Below are 17,257 nucleotides of genomic sequence, written 5' to 3' on the forward strand. Positions count from 1 at the left end.
CTGACCGGCGGGATCCTCGGCCGGTCAGGGTCCCGGACAGGCACCCGACCAGCCGCCCCCCGGCCGGCCGATTCACCGATCCCGTCCCGCCCGTCGCGTGGACCCGCACCACATGAGGAAGGGCGCCCCACCGGAGTGGGGCGCCCTTCCTCATGTCCTCGGCGGGGTGTCAGCGGTCTCCGCCGTCGTTGCCGTCCCCGTCACCGAACGTGCCCGGTGGGATCGTCATCCCGGGCAACGGGTTCGTCGGATCGCCGTCGCCCGGCTTGCCGTCGCGCGGCTTCCGCTTGTCGCGGTTCGGGCCCTCGTCGCCGTCCTCCGGCGCCTTCGTCCTCTCGGCGCGCGGTACGGAGACGGGGGCGAAGCCCGGGGTCTGCCCGGCGTCCAGCGCGCCCGTCATGGCGATCTTCCAGATCGGGCCCGGAAGGCAGCCGCCGCAGACCTTGTCGTAGTACTCGCCGCCGATGGTGATGTCGAACATCGACTGCTTCTCGCCGATGTCGTCACCGACCCAGACGGCGGTGGAGAGGTTCGGGGTGTAGCCGACGAACCAGGCGTCCTTGCGGTCGTTGGTCGTACCGGTCTTGCCCGCGTTGTCCCGGTCGCTCAGACCGGCCTTCGTACCCGTGCCGTCCTCGACGACGCCCTTCAGCATCTGGTTGATCGTGTCGGCGGTGCGCTCGCTCATCGCCCGGGTGCACTTGGTGTCCGGCACGTTCAGCTTGTCGCCGTTGGCGGCCTTCACGGACTCGATGGCGATCGGGGTGCAGTAGATGCCCCGGTTGGCGAAGGTCGCGTAGACGGTCGCCATGTCGAGCGGGGTGCTCTCCTGGGCGCCGAGGGTGATGGAGGGGAGCTCCTTGACCTTCTTGCCCAGCTCGCGCTCGTACCCCATGTTCTTGGCCATCGTGATCGTCTCGCAGAGGCCGGCCATCTGCTCCAGCTTGGCGAAGTACGTGTTGATGGACTTGCCGAGGGCGCTGGTCATGTCGAAGGCGCCCGTCTCGGACTCCAGCTCGTTGCCGATCTCCCAGTTGGCGTAGCCCGCGGGCTTGCCGTCACAGCGGGTGTAGTCCTTCTCCGGGATGTTGATCTTCCACGGGGTGTCGAAGGACTGCGCCGGGCTCAGCCCCTTCTCCAGGGCCGCCGCGGCCGTGATCGGCTTGAACGTCGAGCCGGTCTGGAAGCCGTACGTGGTGCCGCCCATCTTGCTGCCGACGGCCAGGTTCAGCGTGGTCTGGTGCTCCTTCTGGTCCAGGCCGTACGGGCGGGACTGGCCCATCGAGAGGATCTTGCCGCTGCCGGGCTGGACCTGCACCACCGAGGCGGCGACCTTGTCGTCCTTGTTGATCTTTGCGATGGCGGCCTCGTTGGCGGCGGCCTGCGCGCGCGGCGAGAGCGTGGTCCTGACGGTGAGACCGCCGAGGTTCCACAGCTTCGTGCGCTCCTCGGCGGTCTTGCCGAAGACCGGGTCGTTGAGGATCGTCTTGCGGACGTAGTCGCAGAAGAAGCCGGAGCCCGCGACGGCGGTGATGCAGCCGTTCTTCGGCATCTTCACCTTCAGCTTCAGCGGGGTCGCCTTCGCCTTGTCCGCCTCGGCCTGGCTGATGTCCTTCACGTCGGCCATCCGCTGGAGGACCACGTTGCGGCGCTTGGTGGCTTCCTGGATGTCGTTGACCGGGTCGTAGCGGCTCGGCGACTGCACGAGACCGGCCATCATCGCCGCCTCGCCCAGGGTCAGGTCGGCGGCGCGCTTGGAGAAGTACCGCTGCGAGGCGGCCTCGATGCCGTACGCCTGCTGCCCGAAGAACGTGATGTTGAGGTAGTTCTCCAGGATCTTCTTCTTGCCCAGCTCCTCCTCGACCTGGATCGCGAACTTCAGCTCGCGGACCTTGCGGCCGATGGTCTGCTGGGTGGCCTGCGCGACCTTCTCCGGGTCGTCACCGGCCTCCTCCACGAAGACGTTCTTCACGTACTGCTGGGTCAGCGTCGACGCGCCCTCCGAGACGCCGCCGGACTGCGCGTTCTTGTTGATCGCGCGCAGTACGCCCTTGAGGTCGACCGCCCCGTGCTCGTAGAAGCGTCCGTCCTCGATCGCGACGATCGCCTTCTGCATGTACGGGGAGATCTTGTCGAGCGGGACGACCGTCCGGTCCCGCGAGTACACCGTGGCGATCAGACCGCCCTCGGAGTCCAGGATCTTGGTGCGCTGACTCAGCGGAGGAGTCTTCAGATTGGAGGGGATCTCGTCGAACCCCTCGACCGTGCCCTTCGCGGCCAGTCCGAACACCCCGGCCGCGGGCAGGGCGATACCCGCCAGCACGGCTCCGGAGAGCACGCTGACACCGAGGAACTTGGCGGCCTGCTGGGTCCCGGTCAGACCACCGCCCGAGCGCTTCTTTGCCATGGGGGCAGCCTACGTTCTCATTCGCCGGACACACGTATATGCCTTGGCCTAAGCTGCTCCCAACTGTCACAGCAGTGTGGTCCGGCATCAAGACCCGGGTGTGACATCGACATGAAATCCCGCGACCCCGAAGCGCGGGTGACTCGTGTCCGATTGCGGCTCATGCGTCATGCGGTGTCCCGAGTGGACCCGAGCGATACGGGCATGTCCAGGCGGTATGTCCACTATCACGCGCATGTCCTCCGGTCACTCCTCTGGGTGATCTGACGCGTACGCATAGTCCGTTCGGGCCATCCAAGATTGGGCCTGAAGGGGGTGTTGCGGCGTCCCGGCCTTCCGTAACGTCCCAACTGGCAGCGGTGAATATGCCGCTGTCGCCGTGGGGGAGCCTCGATTCGGGAGAGGACGGCGCCGGTATGGGCTGGGTAGCTGACTGGAGTGCGCAGGCGGCCTGCCGCACTACCGATCCGGATGAACTTTTCGTCCAGGGAGCGGCACAGAACAGGGCGAAGGCGGTGTGCACCGGATGCCCGGTGCGGACCGAGTGCCTCGCCGACGCCCTCGACAACCGCGTGGAGTTCGGTGTGTGGGGCGGCATGACGGAGCGCGAGCGCCGCGCCTTGCTGCGCCGCAGGCCGACCGTCACCTCGTGGCGCCGTCTCCTGGAGACCGCGCGCACGGAGTACGAGCGCGGAGCGGGCCTGCTGCCCGTGGCCATGGAGGACGACGCGACGTACGAGGCGTACGCGGCGGTGGGCTAGCCCGCATGGGCGCGCGAACGCCCGGATCTGGCGTCCTGCTTCTTCTCCCGAGGGGAGACCGTCGGCGCTGCGGGGGCGCGCGGATGCGTCGCTCTCGATACGGCGGATCAGCAGGGGGGCCGTCGGCCCCGCGCGGGTGCGTCCACCCTGGTGGGTCCGGTCCGCCATGAAGTCGCCGGTCCAGCTCGGGCGCGTGAGCACTCCGGCGCGTACGGGCTTCAGTGCCGAGGCCCGGGGGTCCGCCGATCCGCTCAGGCCGAGCCCGTCCGCCCGGCTGTGAGACGGTCACCGATGGCCCGCAGTCCGGCGAGGTCGTGCACATCGCCGGGCAGGGCGGCCACCTCGGTCACCGCCACCTCGGGGTGGAGCGCGGTGAACCGGTCGCGTGTGTGCCGCTCGCGCGCGAGGACCCGCATCCGCTCGGCGTGCAGACGCAGCAGTCCCGCGGTGAGCTGCCGTACGTCCGCTTCGGTCTCCGCGGTCGTGTGCGGGGCGGCACCGGATTCCACGGGCGTGTGTATGTCCGCGCCGGTGTCCTCTTCCACGGGTGGGTCCGTGCCGGGGCCCGGGGCGGCGGCCGGGTCGGTTCCCGCGGTCACGTCCGTGTCCACTTCGGCGGCCGTGTCGTGCGCGTCTGTTTCCTGTGCCGGGTCGGCTGTGGGGGCAGCCTGGGATACGGAAAGGGCGGCGGCGGTGGCGATTTCGGAAGGCTCGGGGTCGGTGGCCGGGGAGCCACTCCGACGATTCTTCCCGGCCATCCGATCCGCCATGCGTCCGTCCTCAAGATTTTCCGCGGCGGCCCGTGCCCGCTCGGCCGAGAGTCCGGCGGCGCCGCTGTCGTGCACCCGGTTGAGGACCAGTCCGGCCAGTGGCATCCGCTCGGCGGCCAGCCGCTCCACGAAGTACGCGGCCTCGCGCAGCGCGTCCCGCTCCGGCGTGGCCACCACGAGGAAGGCCGTGCCCGGCGCCTGGAGCAGCCGGTACGTGGCGTCCGCGCGGGTCCTGAACCCGCCGAACATCGTGTCCATCGCGGCGACGAACGTCTGTACGTCCCTGAGGAACTGACCCCCCAACAGCTTCCCCAGGGTCCCCGTCATCATCGACATGCCCACGTTGAGGAACTTCATCCCGGCCCGGCCGCCCACCTTCGCCGGTGCCATCAGGAGCTTGATGAACTTCCCGTCGAGGAAGGAACCCAGCCGTTTCGGCGCGTCCAGGAAATCGAGGGCGGACCGCGACGGCGGGGTGTCCACCACGATCAGGTCCCACTCGTCACGGGCCCGGAGCTGGCCCAGCTTCTCCATCGCCATGTACTCCTGCGTACCGGCGAACCCGGCCGACAAGGACTGGTAGAAGGGGTTCTCCAGGATCGCCCGCGCCCGCTCGGGCTCCGCGTGCGCCTCGACGATCTCGTCGAAGGTCCGCTTCATGTCCAGCATCATCGCGTGCAGTTCACCGCCGTCGGGGCCCTTGACGCCCGCCACCCGGCGCGGGGTGTTGTCCAGGGAGTCGATGCCCATCGACTGGGCGAGACGGCGGGCCGGGTCGATGGTCAGGACCACCACCCGCCGCCCGCGCTCCGCCGCCCGGACACCGAGCGCCGCCGCCGTGGTCGTCTTCCCGACACCGCCCGACCCGCAGCAGACGATGATGCGGGTCCCCCGGTCGTCGAGCAGCGGATCGAGCTCCAGGACGGGAGCCGCGTCGAGACCGCCCTCCACCGAGGACTTCCGCACCTGCGTCACGCGCCCACCCCTTGCCTCCGCAGTTCCTTCGTGAGCCGGTAGAGACCCGCGATGTCCGCCCCGTCCCCGAGGAAGGGCAGCTCGTACGTCGGCACGCCGATGCCGTCGAGGGCCTCGCGCTGGGCGCGCTCCAGCTCCACCCGCCGCGCGTGCTCCGCCGCCTCCGCGAGCAGCGGATCGACCAGCTTCGCGCCCCCCGGCACTCCGGCGGCCACCAGCGTCCGCGCGACCGCGTCCCGGTGCCCGCCGGAGGCGGCCCGCAGCGCGGCGGCGTCCAGGACGTGCGGCCGGACCATGTTCACCACGACCCGGCCCACCGGCAGTTCGGCGCCCCGCAGCTCCGCGACGCCGTCCGCGGTCTCCTGGACCGGCATCTCCTCCAGCAGGGTCACCAGATGGACCGCCGTCTCGGGGGACTTGAGGACCCGCATCACGGCCTGCGCCTGGTTGTGTATCGGACCGATCCTGGCCAGGCCCGCCACCTCGTCGTTCACGTTGAGGAAGCGGGTGATGCGGCCCGTCGGGGGCGCGTCCATGACCACGTGGTCATAGGTGTGGCCGCCGTGCTTCTCGCGTCTGCGGACCGCCTCGCAGGCCTTGCCGGTCAGCAGGACGTCCCGGACGCCCGGCGCTATCGTCGTCGCGAAGTCGATCGCGCCGAGCTTCTTCAGGGCCCGCCCCGCCCCGCCCAGTTTGTAGAACATCTGGAGGTAGTCGAGGAGCGCGCGCTCGGCGTCGATCGCCAGCGCGTACACCTCGCCGCCGCCCGGCGCGACGGCGATCTTGCGCTCCTCGTACGGAAGGGCCTCCGTCTCGAAGAGCTGTGCGATGCCCTGTCTGCCTTCGACCTCGACGAGGAGGGTCCGCTTCCCCTCCGTCGCGAGGGCGAGGGCGAGGGCGGCGGCGACCGTCGTCTTACCGGTACCGCCCTTGCCGCTGACGACCTGGAGCCTGCTCACGTTGTCGAGCCTAACCACTGGCGACGGCGCCCAATCAGGAGGCCGCCCCGGAGAAGTCACCTAAGGGGCTTCTGGGGGGCGGTCCGGCGGGACAGGTCCGCGGCAGCGGATACAGTCGGCTCCATGACCAAGTGGGAGTACGTCACGGTGCCGCTTCTGGTGCACGCGACCAAGCAGATTCTGGACACCTGGGGCGAGGACGGCTGGGAGCTCGTCCAGGTCGTTCCCGGGCCGAACCCCGAGCAGCTCGTGGCCTACCTGAAGCGGGCCAAGTCGTGAGCGGGGCCGTCGAGGCGAAGCTCGCCGAGCTCGGCCTGACCCTGCCGGAGGTCGTGCCGCCGCTGGCCGCGTACCAGCCGGCCGTGCGCTCCGGCGCGTACGTCTACACCTCGGGGCAGCTCCCGATGGTGGGCGGCGAGCTCCAGCTGACCGGCAAGGTCGGCGCCGAGGTCACCGCCGAGGAGGCCAAGCAGCTCGCGGCCACCTGCGCGCTGAACGCGCTCGCGGCCGTGAAGTCGGTCGCCGGTGACCTGGACCGGATCAAGCGGGTCGTCAAGGTCGTCGGCTTCGTCGCCTCCGCCCCCGACTTCACCGGACAGCCGGGCGTCATCAACGGCGCCAGCGAGCTGCTCGGCGCGGTCCTCGGCGAGAAGGGCGTGCACGCGCGCAGCGCCGTCGGCGTGGCCGTACTGCCGCTCGACGCCCCCGTCGAGGTCGAGGTCCAGGTGGAGCTGGTCGAGGGCTGACCCCGACCACCACGCGCTCAGGGCCGGTTCCCCGTCACGGGGAACCGGCCCTCGTGCATTCGCGGCCCGGCGCATAGCATCCGGCCATGTCGACGAATGGTCAGCCGCAGCAGTCGGAGCAGGGGCCGGAGCAGGGGCCGGAACGGCCGGATCCGCGGCAGCCGGAGCACCCGGACCCGCAGCGGACCGAGCAGACCGGGCGGCGGTCCGACGGCCAGTGGTACCCGGCCGAGTGGCCCGACCGCATCCGGGCCCTCACCGCCGGCGAGCTGGTCCCGGTGGACGCCCGGCCCGCCGCCACCGTCATGCTCCTGCGGGACGCGCCCGGGGGGCCCGAGGTCCACATGCTGCGCCGCCGGACCTCCATGGCCTTCGCGGGGGGCGCGTACGCCTACCCCGGCGGCGGTGTCGACCCGCGTGACGAGCAGCCGGTCCGCTGGGCGGGCCCCGACCTGGCGACCTGGGCCGTACGGCTCGGTCTGGACGGTCCCGCGCGGGCACAGGCCGTGGTGTGCGCCGCCGTGCGCGAGACGTACGAGGAGGCGGGCGTCCTGCTCGCCGGGGAGACCGCCGACGGCGTCGTCGGCGACACGACAGGCGCGGACTGGGAGCGGGACCGGGAGGCGCTGGTCGCCCGGGAGCTGTCCTTCGCGGACTTCCTGGACCGGCGGGGGCTGGTGCTGCGCTCGGACCTGCTGGGCGCGTGGGCGCGGTGGATCACGCCGGAGTTCGAGCGGCGCCGGTACGACACCTGGTTCTTCGTGGCCGCGCTGCCCGCCGGTCAGCGCACCCGCAACGCCTCCACGGAGGCCGACCGCACGGTGTGGACCCGCCCCGGGGAGGCGGCCGCCGGGTACGACCGGGGCGAGCTGACGATGATGCCTCCGACGATCTCGACACTGCGGACCCTGGAGCCGTACGGCACGGCGGCGGAGGCGCTGGCCGCCGCCGGGGAGCGGGACCTGGCACCGGTGCTCGCGCGGGCGCGCCTGGAGGGCGACGAACTGGTCCTGAGCTGGCCGGGGCACGAGGAGTTCACCAAGGTCGTCCCGCTGGGGGGTGCGCGGTGAGCGACGCGGCGGCGCTGCCGGGGCAGCCGCGCGGAGTGGTGGCCTCCGGGCCCGCGACCGCCCGCGCCGTGAACGTCCTCGCGCCGAACCCGTCGGCGATGACCCTGGACGGCACCAACACCTGGCTGCTGTCCGAGCCCGGTTCGGACCTCGCCGTGGTCGTCGATCCCGGTCCGCTGGACGAGGGGCACCTGAGCGGGGTGGTCGCGACCGCCGAGCGCCTCGGCAAGCGGGTCGCGCTCACCCTGCTGACGCACGGGCACCCGGACCACGCGGAGGGCGCGGGCCGGTTCGCGGAGCTGACGGGGACGCCCGTACGGGCCCTGGACCCGGCGCTGCGGCTCGGTGACGAGGGCCTCGGCGCGGGGGAGGTGGTGACGGTCGGCGGTCTGGAGCTGCGGGTGGTCCCGACCCCCGGGCACACCTCGGACTCGCTCTCCTTCCATCTGCCGGCCGACGGGGCGGTGCTGACGGGGGACACGGTCCTGGGGCGCGGGACGACGATGGTGGCGCATCCGGACGGGCGGCTCGGGGAGTACCTGGACTCGCTGCGGCGGCTGCGGTCGCTGACGGTCGACGACGGGGTGCGCACGGTCCTGCCGGGGCACGGCCCGGTCCTGGAGGACGCGCAGGGGGCGCTGGAGTTCTATCTGGCGCACCGGGCGGCCCGGCTCGCGCAGGTCGCGGCGGCGGTCGCGGCGGGCTGCCGGACGTCGGCGGAGGTCGTGGCCCGGGTGTACGCGGACGTGGACCGTTCGCTGTGGCCGGCGGCGGAGCTGTCGGTGCGGGCGCAGCTGGAGTACCTGCGGGAGCGGGGCGGGAGCTGAGCCGGACGGTCCGGTGGTCCGGCGGTCCGTGCGCGTCATGAGCGGGTACGGGGCTCATCGCCCGGCCACGGGGGCCGGCTGCGTCACGATCCTGTCCCGAGGTGGGACCCGGCCCTTCGGTCCCCTTGACCCGTGCTTTACGCTCCGCTTACTTCTGTTGTCAGCTTTCGGGGGGAACGCCCGTGTTCGTCGTCGCCATCCTGCTGCTCATAGCCGCAGTGGTGCTCTACTTCGTCGCCCGCTCCAACGACTCGAAGGGGCTGCGCCTCGGCGCGATCGGCGCGGTGGTCGCCGGTCTCCTCTCGCTGGTCACGAGCATGACGTACGTGATCAGCGCGTACGAGGTGGGTGTCCCGGTCGCCTTCGGCAAGGTCGGTTCGCCGATGACCTCGGGCATGCACGTGAAGTCGCCCTTCACCGATGTCACGACCTTCTCGACCCGCCCGGTCGACCTCAACCTCTCCGACAAGGACGTGGTCGAGGTCCGCTCCTCGCAGGGCGGTGTCATGTACGCGGAGGTGACGGTGAAGTGGGCCGTCGTCCCGTCCAAGGCCGTGGAGCTGTACAAGCTCGCGGGCAGCGAGGACGCCATCCAGCAGCGGCTCGTCTTCCCGGACAGCCGTGAGATCGTCCGGAACGTCTTCGCCCGCTATTCGAGCGAGCAGGGGTACGCCTCCGACCGCGAGAAGATCAACGCCGAGATCGCCGCCCTGGTCGAGGAGCGGCTGGCCCCGCGCGGGATCGTCGTCACCACGGTCAACCTGCGCAACGTGAAGCCCTCGGAGGCCCTCCAGGGCCAGATCGACCGCAAGATCCAGCAGCAGCAGGCCACCGAGCGGGCCACCGAGGCCGCCCGGACCGCGAAGGCCGAGGCCGACCGGCGCCGGATCGAGGCGGAGGGCATCGCCCGCGCCAACCGGATTCTGAACGACTCGCTGACGGACAAGGTCCTGATGAACCAGTGCATCGACGCGTTCAAGGAAGCGGCGGGGAAGAACGCGATCTACACCGTGCCCTGCGGGAACGGGTCCTCCACCCCGGTGATCGTGGACGGCTCGAAGCGCTGACCACGCGCGCCCGACACGCGAAGAGGCCGCCCCGGTCGTCAGGACCGGGGCGGCCTCTTCGCGTGCGGGAGTGACTACCGCGAGCGCTTCGCGAGGCGCTCCACGTCGAGCAGGATCACGGCGCGGGCCTCCAGGCGCAGCCAGCCGCGCTGGGCGAAGTCGGCGAGCGCCTTGTTGACCGTCTCGCGGGAGGCGCCGACCAGCTGGGCCAGCTCCTCCTGGGTGAGGTCGTGCACGACGTGGATGCCCTCCTCCGACTGCACGCCGAAGCGGCGCGACAGGTCGAGGAGCGCGCGGGCCACCCGGCCGGGGACGTCGGAGAAGACCAGGTCGGACATCTGGTCGTTGGTCTTGCGCAGTCGGCGGGCGACCGCGCGCAGCAGGGCGGTGGCCACCTCGGGGCGCGCGTTCAGCCAGGGCTGGAGGTCGCCGTGGCCCAGACCGAGCAGCTTGACCTCGGTCAGCGCGGTCGCGGTCGCGGTGCGCGGGCCCGGGTCGAAGAGGGACAGCTCGCCGATGAGCTCGCCGGGGCCGAGGACCGCCAGCATGTTCTCGCGGCCGTCGGGGGAGGTGCGGTGCAGCTTCACCTTGCCCTCGGTCACCACGTACAGGCGGTCACCCGGGTCGCCCTCGTGGAAGAGCGCGTCACCTCGGGCGAGGGTCGCCTCACCCATCGAGGCGCGCAGCTCAGCAGCCTGCTCGTCATCGAGCGCCGCGAAGAGCGGGGCGCGCCGCAGAACGTCGTCCACGAGTTCTCTCCATACTGTCGACCTGCTCAGGGACCTGGGTCCCATGATGCCGGACGTACAAAACAGTGCGATCAATCACAACAAGTTTGACCCACCGAGTCGCTCTTCCGTACGTCAGGGGCCCGATTGGGGGCTGATCGGCCACGCCCGGGACGGATGTCGGCGGCGCCGCCTAGGCTGGCCGGGTGTCCAACTCGCCGGTGAGAGCGCAGGCCAAGGGGGCTGAAAGAGTGTCGGCCGAAGGTAATTCCGCCGTGGGCGAACACGGTGTGCCGAAACGGTCAAAAGCCGTGAAACGGAAGTCTGTCGCGCCGGAGCGCGGGACGACGGCGCCGAAGACGGGTACGGCGAAGACCGGTACACCGAAGAGTGGGACGGCGAAGGGCGGGGCCACCAGGGCCCCGGCCCCGAAGAAGGCCACGGCCTCCGCCGGGACCGTGAAGAAGTCGCCGCCCTCCCCCGCCTCGGGGAAGGCCACGGCTTCCAGGGCCACCGCTTCCAGGGCCACGGCCTCCCCGCCCGCGAAGAAGACCGCGACGGCCAATACGGCGACGGCCAATACGGCGACGGCCAAGACGGGGGCCGCCAAGACCGCGACAGCCAAGACGGGCACCGCCAAGACCGCGCCCGAGTCGCGGATCGCCCTGGTCCGCCGGGCCCGCCGGATCAACCGCGAGCTCGCCGAGGTCTACCCGTACGCCCATCCCGAGCTGGACTTCCGCAACCCCTTCGAGCTGCTCGTCGCCACGGTCCTCTCCGCCCAGACCACCGATCTGCGGGTCAACCAGACCACCCCGGCCCTCTTCGCCGCGTACCCGACCCCCGAGGACCTGGCCGCCGCCGTCCCCGAGGAGGTCGAGGAGCTGATCCGCCCCACCGGCTTCTTCCGCGCCAAGACCAAGTCGATCATGGGCCTCTCGGCCGCCCTCCGCGACGACTTCGGCGGCGAGGTACCCGGCCGCCTCGACGACCTCGTCAAGCTGCCGGGCGTCGGCCGCAAAACCGCGTTCGTCGTCCTCGGCAACGCCTTCGGCGTCCCCGGCATCACCGTCGACACCCACTTCATGCGGCTCGCCCGGCGCTGGCGGTGGACCGCCTCCGACGACCCCGTGAAGATCGAGGCCGAGGTCGCCACGATGTTCCCGAAGAGCGACTGGACCATGCTCTCGCACCGGGTGATCTTCCACGGCCGCCGCATCTGCCACGCCCGCAAGCCCGCCTGCGGCGCCTGCCCCATCACCCACCTCTGCCCCTCGTACGGAGAGGGCGAGACCGACCCGGAGAAGGCGAGGAAGCTGCTCAAGTACGAGAAGGGCGGCTTCCCCGGCCAGCGGCTCAACCCGCCCCCGGACTACCCCGGCCGCCCGGCACCCCCGCTGGGCGCGCGCGACTGAGCCCGCCCGCCGACGACCCTCGCCGGAGCCCGGAGCCCGGAGCCCGGAGCCCGGAGCCCGGAGCCCGGAGCCCGGAGCCCGGAGCCCGGAGCCCGGAGCCCGGAGCCGGGAGCCGGGGAACGAACCCGTACATCGACCGCGTTGTGAATCACGGGGTGCCTATGACGCGCACTGACGAACAGATCCACGGGCCGGGCAGCGACGGGCTGCTCAGCCGGGACGGGCTGCCCGGCTGGCTCGGCCCCGTCGACCGGGCCGCCCGCACGGTCCGGCCCGAGCAGCTGAGCCGCTTCCTGCCGCCCGCCAGCGGCGCGGGCCGCCAGTCCGCCGTCCTCGTCCTCTTCGGCGAGGGCGAGCGCGGCCCCGAACTGCTCCTCATGGAACGGTCCGGCAGCCTCCGCTCGCACGCCGGACAGCCCTCCTTCCCCGGCGGCGCCCTCGACCCCGAGGACGGACCCCCGGCCGACGGCGGTCTCCTGCGCGCCGCCCTCCGGGAAGCCCGGGAGGAGACCGGCCTCGACCCGGCGGGCGTCCAGCTCTTCGGCGTCCTGCCCCGGCTCTACATCCCGGTCAGCGGCTTCGTCGTCACCCCCGTCCTCGGCTGGTGGCGCACCCCCAGCCCGGTCGACGCCGTCGACCCCGGCGAGACCGCCCGCGTCTTCACCGTCCCCGTGGCGGATCTCACGGACCCCGCGAACCGCGCCACCGCGATCCACCCGAGCGGCCACCGGGGCCCCGCGTTCCTGGTCGCGTCCGCCCTGGTCTGGGGATTCACCGCCGGGGTGATCGACCGGCTGCTCCACTTCTCCGGCTGGGAGCGACCCTGGGACCACGCCAAGCAGGTCCCGCTCGACTGGCGGTCATGACAGGCTGAACCCGGCGCGCGGGCCGACCACCCGGCGTCCGCCCTCCCGGCGAACAGGCTGCCCCTCCGGCGACCGGAAACGAATCTGCGAGGCATTTGACGGTGAACGTGCTGGACATCCTGCTGCTGCTCGCCGCCGTGTGGTTCGCGGTCATCGGCTACCGCCAGGGATTCGTCGTCGGCATCCTGTCGGTGATCGGCTTCCTCGGCGGCGGTCTCGTCGCCGTCCTGCTGCTCCCGATGCTCTGGGACAAGCTCACCGACAGCAGCGAGGTCTCCACCACGACGACCGTCGTCTTCGTGATGGTCGTCATCGTCTGCGCCTCCGTCGGCCAGGCCTTCACCACCCACCTCGGCAGCCGACTGCGCCGCCACATCACCTGGTCACCCGCGCGCGCCCTCGACGCCACGGGCGGCGCCCTGGTCAACGTGGTCGCGATGCTCCTGGTGGCCTGGCTGATCGGCTCCGCCCTCGCCCGCACCTCGATGCCCACCGTCGGCAAGGAGGTCCGCCAGTCCAAGGTGCTGCTCGGCGTCGAACAGGTGATGCCCTCCCAGGCGTCCCGGTGGTTCGGCGACTTCAGCTCCACCCTGGCCCGCAGCGGCTTCCCCCCGGTCTTCAGCCCCTTCGCCAACGAACCCATCACCCCGGTCACCCCGCCCGACCCGGCGCTCACCGACAGCCCCGTCGCGGGCCGCGCCCAGCGCTCGATCGTGAAGGTCGTCGGCACCGCGCAGAGCTGCGGCAAGGTCCTCGAAGGCACCGGCTTCGTCTTCGCCGACCGCCGCATCATGACCAACGCGCACGTCGTCGGAGGCGTCGACGAGCCCACCGTCCAGATAGGCGGCGAGGGCAGGCTCTACGACGCCAAGGTCGTCCTCTACGACTGGCAGCGCGACATCGCCGTCCTGGACGTGCCCGACCTGAAGGCCGCCCCGCTGGCCTTCACCGACGAGGACGCCCACAGCGGCGACAGCGCGATCGTCGCCGGATTCCCCGAGAACGGCTCGTACGACGTGCGCTCCGCGCGCGTACGGGGCCGTATCGACGCCGACGGACCCGACATCTACCGCCGGGGCGATGTGCGCAGGGACGTCTACTCGCTGTACACGACGGTCCGTCAGGGCAACTCCGGCGGCCCGCTCCTCACCGAGGACGGCAAGGTGTCCGGCGTGATCTTCGCCCGCTCCCTCGACGACCCGAACACCGGCTACGCCCTGACCGTCGACGAGATCCGCGAGGACATCGAGCGCGGCAGGACCGCCGCCCAGCAGGTCGACACCCAGGGCTGCGCCCTGTAGGGCCGGTAGGGGCCCACCCCCTCGGGGGCGGGCCCGGGGGTCGTCAGGCGGTGTCGCGCGGATGCCGGAGGCGGGCCGAGACCCAGCGGGCCCGGCGGCGGAGGATCCGCGAGAACTCCACCCCCCGCGCGGTGTGCGCGCGGCCCTGGTCCGGCGGGCCGCCCCCCTCACGGGGACCCGGCCCGGAGGCCGAGCGGCGGTTGCGTGCTGTCGTGTCACCGTAGTCGTGCGTCCAGCCCATACTTCGACGTCTGCCCGTGGCCCAAGGTCGGTAACCACTTCGGGGCACTCCAATCGGAGTATGCGCGGGGCACATGGCCGTTCGACGCAAGTCCGTACGGCACGGCCGGAGGAGAGGAGCCGTCAGCGGTCCGGCTCGGGGTCCTTCAGCCAGTTGACCAGCTCCGCCGAGAAGGCCGCCGGGTCCTCCTCGTGCGGGAAGTGCCCGAGCCCGTCGAACAGCCGCCAGCGGTACGGAGCCTCCACGTACTCGCCCGAGCCCGCCGCACTCCTGGTCCGCATCACCGGGTCCTGGGAACCGTGCAGATGCAGCGTCGGCACCCGTACCGGCCGCTTCATGCGCCGGTTGAACTGGATGCCGTCCGGCCGGGCCAGCGACCGCACCATCCAGCGGTACGGCTCGATCGAGCAGTGCGCCGTGGACGGGACCAGCATCGCCCGCCGGTACGTGTCGACCGTCTCCTGGTCCGCCCCGTACCGGGGACCCGACCAGTCCCGGAGCAGCTCGCCCACCAGGGCCGCGTCGTCCGCGACGAGCCGGCGCTCCGGCAGCCACGGCCGCTGGAAGCCCCAGACGTGCGAGCCCGCCCGCGACTGCGCGAAGTCGGAGAGCATCGCCGAGCGCCAGCGGCGCGGGTGCGGCATCGAGGAGACCACGAGCCTGCGCACCAGCTTCGGCCGCATCACGGCCGCCGTCCACGCGAGATAGCCGCCCAGGTCGTGCCCGACGAGCGCGGCGTCCGGCTCGCCCAGCGAGCGGATCACCCCGGTGACGTCGAGGGCCAGGTTGGCGGGGTCGTAACCCCGGGGGGTGCGGTCGCTGCCGCCGACCCCGCGCAGATCCATGGCGACCGCCCGGAAACCCGCCTCGGCGAGTACCGGCAGCTGATGCCGCCAGGTCCACCAGAACTGCGGGAAACCGTGCAGGAGCAGCACCAGCGGGCCGTCGCCCATCTCGGCGATGTGGAAGCGGGCGCCGTTGGCGGCCACGTCACGATGGGTCCAGGGCCCGTCGAGCCGTACCGGCCCGCCGTTGCCGCTCTCCGAAAGGGTCATACGGACGAGCGTGCCACAGAGGAGGCCTTGTCCAGCGTCCTGTCCAGCGCCGAGCCCGGCTCGGGACGGGGGTGCGGCTTGACGGTGGAGAGCACGGCGGCCGTCTGCTTGGCCGAGGCGATGGACTTCTCCGGCGGCTTGACCTTCTTGAACTTGGCGACCGCGACCAGGCCCAGCAGCACCGCGAGCAGTACGTTGAACGCGAAGGACAGCAGGAAGCACCAGACCAGGTTCCAGCCCCCGTTCCCGTTGTGCCCGCCGGTCCAGGTGTTGATGGCGTACGCCAGCGCGAAACTCAGCATCGGCAGCGAGAACAGCAGGACGACCAGGGCGCCGACCCCCAGGATCGCCCCCATGCCGCCGCGCTTGACGTCCTGTCGGATCTCGGCCTTGGCCAGGGCGATCTCGTCGTGCACCAGGGCCGACATCTCGGCGGTCGCCGAGGCGACCAGCTGACCGAGGCTGCGCTCGGCTCCGTCGATCGGGTCGCTCATCGCTGCTCCCTCTTCCTCTCTACGGTCCGACTCAGATCATGCCGGACGGTCGGCCCCGTCGCGCGGTGCCCCCGCCAGTCGGGCGCGCTCGCGGTGATCGGCGGCCTTCTTCTCGTAGATGGCGGCCATCCGGAGGTGGTACTCCGGATTGTCCTCCTCGTAGATGTCGGGGATGCCGTCCTGGTCCTCGTCGCGCTCCTCGTCGGTGACGAGCGCCTGGTACTTCCGCACCCGCAGCTTCAGCAGGACGGAGGCGAGGACGGCGGCGATCAGCGAGCCGATGAGGACGGACGCCTTCACCTCGTCGGTGAGCACGGCGTCGCCCTCGAAGGCGAGTTCGCCGATGAGCAGCGAGACGGTGAAGCCGATCCCGGCGAGGGTGGCGACGGCGAAGACGTCCGGCCAGCTCAGGTCGGGGTTGAGTTCCGCGCGGGTGAAGCGGGCGGCGAGCCAGGTGCCGCCGAAGATGCCGACGGCCTTGCCGACGACGAGACCGAGCAGGACGCCGAGGGTGACCGGCTGGGTGAACACGTCCCGCAGGGCGCCGCCGGTGACGCTCACCCCGGCGGAGAAGAGGGCGAACAGCGGGACGGCGAGACCGGCGGACAGCGGGCGGACCAGGTGCTCGATGTGCTCGCCGGGGGAGTGCTCCTCGCCCTCGCGGGTGGTGCAGCGGAGCATCAGGCCCATGGCGACACCGGCGATGGTGGCGTGGACGCCGCTGTTGTACATCAGGCCCCAGATGACCAGGGCCAGCGGCACGTACACGTACCAGCCGCGGACGCCCTTGCGCAGCAGCAGCCAGAACAGGAGGAGTCCGGCGAAGGCGCCGCCGAGGGCCGCGAAGTTCAGGTCGCTGGTGAAGAAGACCGCGATGATCAGGATCGCGAAGAGGTCGTCGACGACGGCGAGGGTCAGCAGGAAGGCGCGCAGCGCGGACGGCAGGGAGGTGCCGATCACCGCGAGGACGGCGAGCGCGAAGGCGATGTCGGTGGCGGTGGGGACGGCCCAGCCGGCCAGGGAGCCGTTGCCGAGGGTGTTGACCAGGACGTAGACGAGGGCGGGCGCGGCCATGCCGCAGAGGGCGGCGACGACGGGGAGGGCGGCGGCCTTGGGGTCGCGCAGCTCGCCCGCGACGAGTTCGCGTTTCAGTTCGATGCCCGCGACGAAGAAGAAGACGGCGAGGAGGCCGTCGGCGGCCCAGTGCTGGATCGACAGGTCGAGCCCGAGGGCGGCGGGCCCGAGGTGGAAGTCGCTGAGGGAGTGGTAGCTGTCGCGCAGGGGGCTGTTGGCCCAGACGAGGGCGGTGACGGCGGCGAGGAGGAGCAGGACGCCGCCGACGGTCTCGGTGCGCAGGGCGTCGGCGAGGTAGCGGCGCTCGGGGAGGGGGAGCCGACCGAGGAACTTGCGGTCGCCGCCGGGGCGGGTGTCGCGGTCGTCTCGGTCGGTGGGGGCGGGCGCGGCCACGGGGAAAACCTCCGGTCGGTGGGCAGGACTGAGCACATGCCGACCAGACTTCCCGGCGCACCTTGGTTTTCTTGTCGCGTCTCTGACGCGGTCTTTACCTTACCTAAG

At 71.6% G+C, this 17,257-nt stretch carries 17 protein-coding genes; 9 read left to right on the plus strand and 8 right to left on the minus strand.

Features of this window, described 5'->3' with window-relative positions; genetic code table 11:
* Positions 1–169: 169 nt before the first annotated feature.
* On the minus strand, positions 170–2,407 hold the full coding sequence (locus ACIRQY_RS15460) for a transglycosylase domain-containing protein (protein WP_403925603.1): 2,238 nt from the start codon (positions 2,405–2,407) through the stop codon (positions 170–172).
* A gap of 416 nt (positions 2,408–2,823) precedes the next feature.
* Between ACIRQY_RS15460 and ACIRQY_RS15465 the strand changes: the two genes are divergently transcribed.
* The gene (locus tag ACIRQY_RS15465) at positions 2,824–3,168 is read left to right on the plus strand and encodes a WhiB family transcriptional regulator (RefSeq protein WP_026058363.1); all 345 of its coding nucleotides are present in this window, start codon (positions 2,824–2,826) and stop codon (positions 3,166–3,168) included.
* 251 nt (positions 3,169–3,419) lie between these two features.
* Here the strand turns inward: ACIRQY_RS15465 and ACIRQY_RS15470 are convergent, their stop codons facing one another.
* Together ACIRQY_RS15470 and ACIRQY_RS15475 are read right to left on the minus strand one after the other, a co-directional pair.
* Positions 3,420–4,913 (minus strand): ArsA-related P-loop ATPase, encoded by a 1,494-nt coding sequence (locus ACIRQY_RS15470; protein ID WP_403925607.1) that lies wholly within the window; start codon positions 4,911–4,913, stop codon positions 3,420–3,422.
* Positions 4,910–5,872 (minus strand): ArsA family ATPase, encoded by a 963-nt coding sequence (locus ACIRQY_RS15475; protein WP_403925610.1) that lies wholly within the window; start codon positions 5,870–5,872, stop codon positions 4,910–4,912. Before ACIRQY_RS15475 ends, ACIRQY_RS15470 begins: the two co-directional genes overlap by 4 nt.
* 123 nt (positions 5,873–5,995) lie before the next feature.
* Between ACIRQY_RS15475 and ACIRQY_RS15480 the strand changes: the two genes are divergently transcribed.
* The 5 genes from ACIRQY_RS15480 (at position 5,996) to ACIRQY_RS15500 (ending at position 9,582) form a co-directional block, all read left to right on the plus strand.
* The gene (locus tag ACIRQY_RS15480) at positions 5,996–6,151 is read left to right on the plus strand and encodes a hypothetical protein (protein ID WP_351785977.1); all 156 of its coding nucleotides are present in this window, start codon (positions 5,996–5,998) and stop codon (positions 6,149–6,151) included.
* Entirely contained in the window at positions 6,148–6,618 is a 471-nt protein-coding gene (locus ACIRQY_RS15485; protein WP_351785974.1) for a RidA family protein, read from the plus strand. Before ACIRQY_RS15480 ends, ACIRQY_RS15485 begins: the two co-directional genes overlap by 4 nt.
* A gap of 86 nt (positions 6,619–6,704) precedes the next feature.
* Entirely contained in the window at positions 6,705–7,688 is a 984-nt protein-coding gene (locus ACIRQY_RS15490; RefSeq protein ID WP_403925613.1) for an NUDIX hydrolase, read from the plus strand.
* On the plus strand, positions 7,685–8,515 hold the full coding sequence (locus ACIRQY_RS15495; protein ID WP_403925616.1) for an MBL fold metallo-hydrolase: 831 nt from the start codon (positions 7,685–7,687) through the stop codon (positions 8,513–8,515). Before ACIRQY_RS15490 ends, ACIRQY_RS15495 begins: the two co-directional genes overlap by 4 nt.
* Positions 8,516–8,697: 182 nt before the next feature.
* On the plus strand, positions 8,698–9,582 hold the full coding sequence (locus ACIRQY_RS15500) for a prohibitin family protein (protein ID WP_351785966.1): 885 nt from the start codon (positions 8,698–8,700) through the stop codon (positions 9,580–9,582).
* Between the two features lie 74 nt (positions 9,583–9,656).
* Here ACIRQY_RS15500 and ACIRQY_RS15505 read toward each other — a convergent pair whose 3' ends face one another.
* On the minus strand, positions 9,657–10,331 hold the full coding sequence (locus ACIRQY_RS15505; RefSeq protein WP_351785964.1) for a Crp/Fnr family transcriptional regulator: 675 nt from the start codon (positions 10,329–10,331) through the stop codon (positions 9,657–9,659).
* 290 nt (positions 10,332–10,621) lie between these two features.
* Between ACIRQY_RS15505 and nth the strand changes: the two genes are divergently transcribed.
* From nth to ACIRQY_RS15520, 3 genes are all read left to right on the plus strand, one after another.
* Complete coding sequence (nth, locus tag ACIRQY_RS15510; protein ID WP_403925620.1) at positions 10,622–11,725, plus strand: endonuclease III; 1,104 nt, start codon at positions 10,622–10,624, stop codon at positions 11,723–11,725.
* A gap of 161 nt (positions 11,726–11,886) precedes the next feature.
* Complete coding sequence (locus ACIRQY_RS15515; protein ID WP_351785958.1) at positions 11,887–12,591, plus strand: CoA pyrophosphatase; 705 nt, start codon at positions 11,887–11,889, stop codon at positions 12,589–12,591.
* A gap of 101 nt (positions 12,592–12,692) precedes the next feature.
* The gene (locus ACIRQY_RS15520; RefSeq protein ID WP_351785954.1) at positions 12,693–13,892 is read left to right on the plus strand and encodes a MarP family serine protease; all 1,200 of its coding nucleotides are present in this window, start codon (positions 12,693–12,695) and stop codon (positions 13,890–13,892) included.
* A gap of 43 nt (positions 13,893–13,935) precedes the next feature.
* Here the strand turns inward: ACIRQY_RS15520 and ACIRQY_RS15525 are convergent, their stop codons facing one another.
* The 4 genes from ACIRQY_RS15525 to nhaA form a co-directional block, all read right to left on the minus strand.
* Positions 13,936–14,133, minus strand: coding sequence for a hypothetical protein (locus ACIRQY_RS15525; RefSeq protein WP_351785951.1), 198 nt, complete (start codon positions 14,131–14,133; stop codon positions 13,936–13,938).
* A gap of 122 nt (positions 14,134–14,255) precedes the next feature.
* Entirely contained in the window at positions 14,256–15,188 is a 933-nt protein-coding gene (locus ACIRQY_RS15530; protein ID WP_403925625.1) for an alpha/beta fold hydrolase, read from the minus strand.
* A complete protein-coding gene (locus ACIRQY_RS15535; RefSeq protein ID WP_351785946.1) occupies positions 15,185–15,682 on the minus strand; it encodes a phage holin family protein in 498 nt (165 codons plus the stop codon). The genes ACIRQY_RS15530 and ACIRQY_RS15535 overlap by 4 nt, the downstream gene beginning before the upstream one ends.
* Positions 15,683–15,718: 36 nt before the next feature.
* A complete protein-coding gene (nhaA, locus tag ACIRQY_RS15540; protein WP_403925628.1) occupies positions 15,719–17,149 on the minus strand; it encodes a Na+/H+ antiporter NhaA in 1,431 nt (476 codons plus the stop codon).
* Positions 17,150–17,257: the final 108 nt, after the last annotated feature.

The sequence above is a fragment of the Streptomyces sp. NPDC101490 genome (genome assembly GCF_044767145.1).
In the GTDB taxonomy this organism is placed as follows: domain Bacteria; phylum Actinomycetota; class Actinomycetes; order Streptomycetales; family Streptomycetaceae; genus Streptomyces.

Bases quoted from the DNA above. Each gene is read 5' to 3' on its own strand.
- ACIRQY_RS15490 (WP_403925613.1), top strand. From the start codon at position 6,705: ATGTCGACGAATGGTCAGCCGCAGCAGTCGGAGCAGGGGCCGGAGCAG.
- ACIRQY_RS15465 (WP_026058363.1), top strand. From the start codon at position 2,824: ATGGGCTGGGTAGCTGACTGGAGTGCGCAGGCGGCCTGCCGCACTACC.
- ACIRQY_RS15480 (WP_351785977.1), top strand. From the start codon at position 5,996: ATGACCAAGTGGGAGTACGTCACGGTGCCGCTTCTGGTGCACGCGACC.
- ACIRQY_RS15530 (WP_403925625.1), bottom strand. From the start codon at position 15,188: ATGACCCTTTCGGAGAGCGGCAACGGCGGGCCGGTACGGCTCGACGGG.
- ACIRQY_RS15515 (WP_351785958.1), top strand. From the start codon at position 11,887: ATGACGCGCACTGACGAACAGATCCACGGGCCGGGCAGCGACGGGCTG.
- ACIRQY_RS15525 (WP_351785951.1), bottom strand. From the start codon at position 14,133: ATGGGCTGGACGCACGACTACGGTGACACGACAGCACGCAACCGCCGC.
- ACIRQY_RS15535 (WP_351785946.1), bottom strand. From the start codon at position 15,682: ATGAGCGACCCGATCGACGGAGCCGAGCGCAGCCTCGGTCAGCTGGTC.
- ACIRQY_RS15460 (WP_403925603.1), bottom strand. From the start codon at position 2,407: ATGGCAAAGAAGCGCTCGGGCGGTGGTCTGACCGGGACCCAGCAGGCC.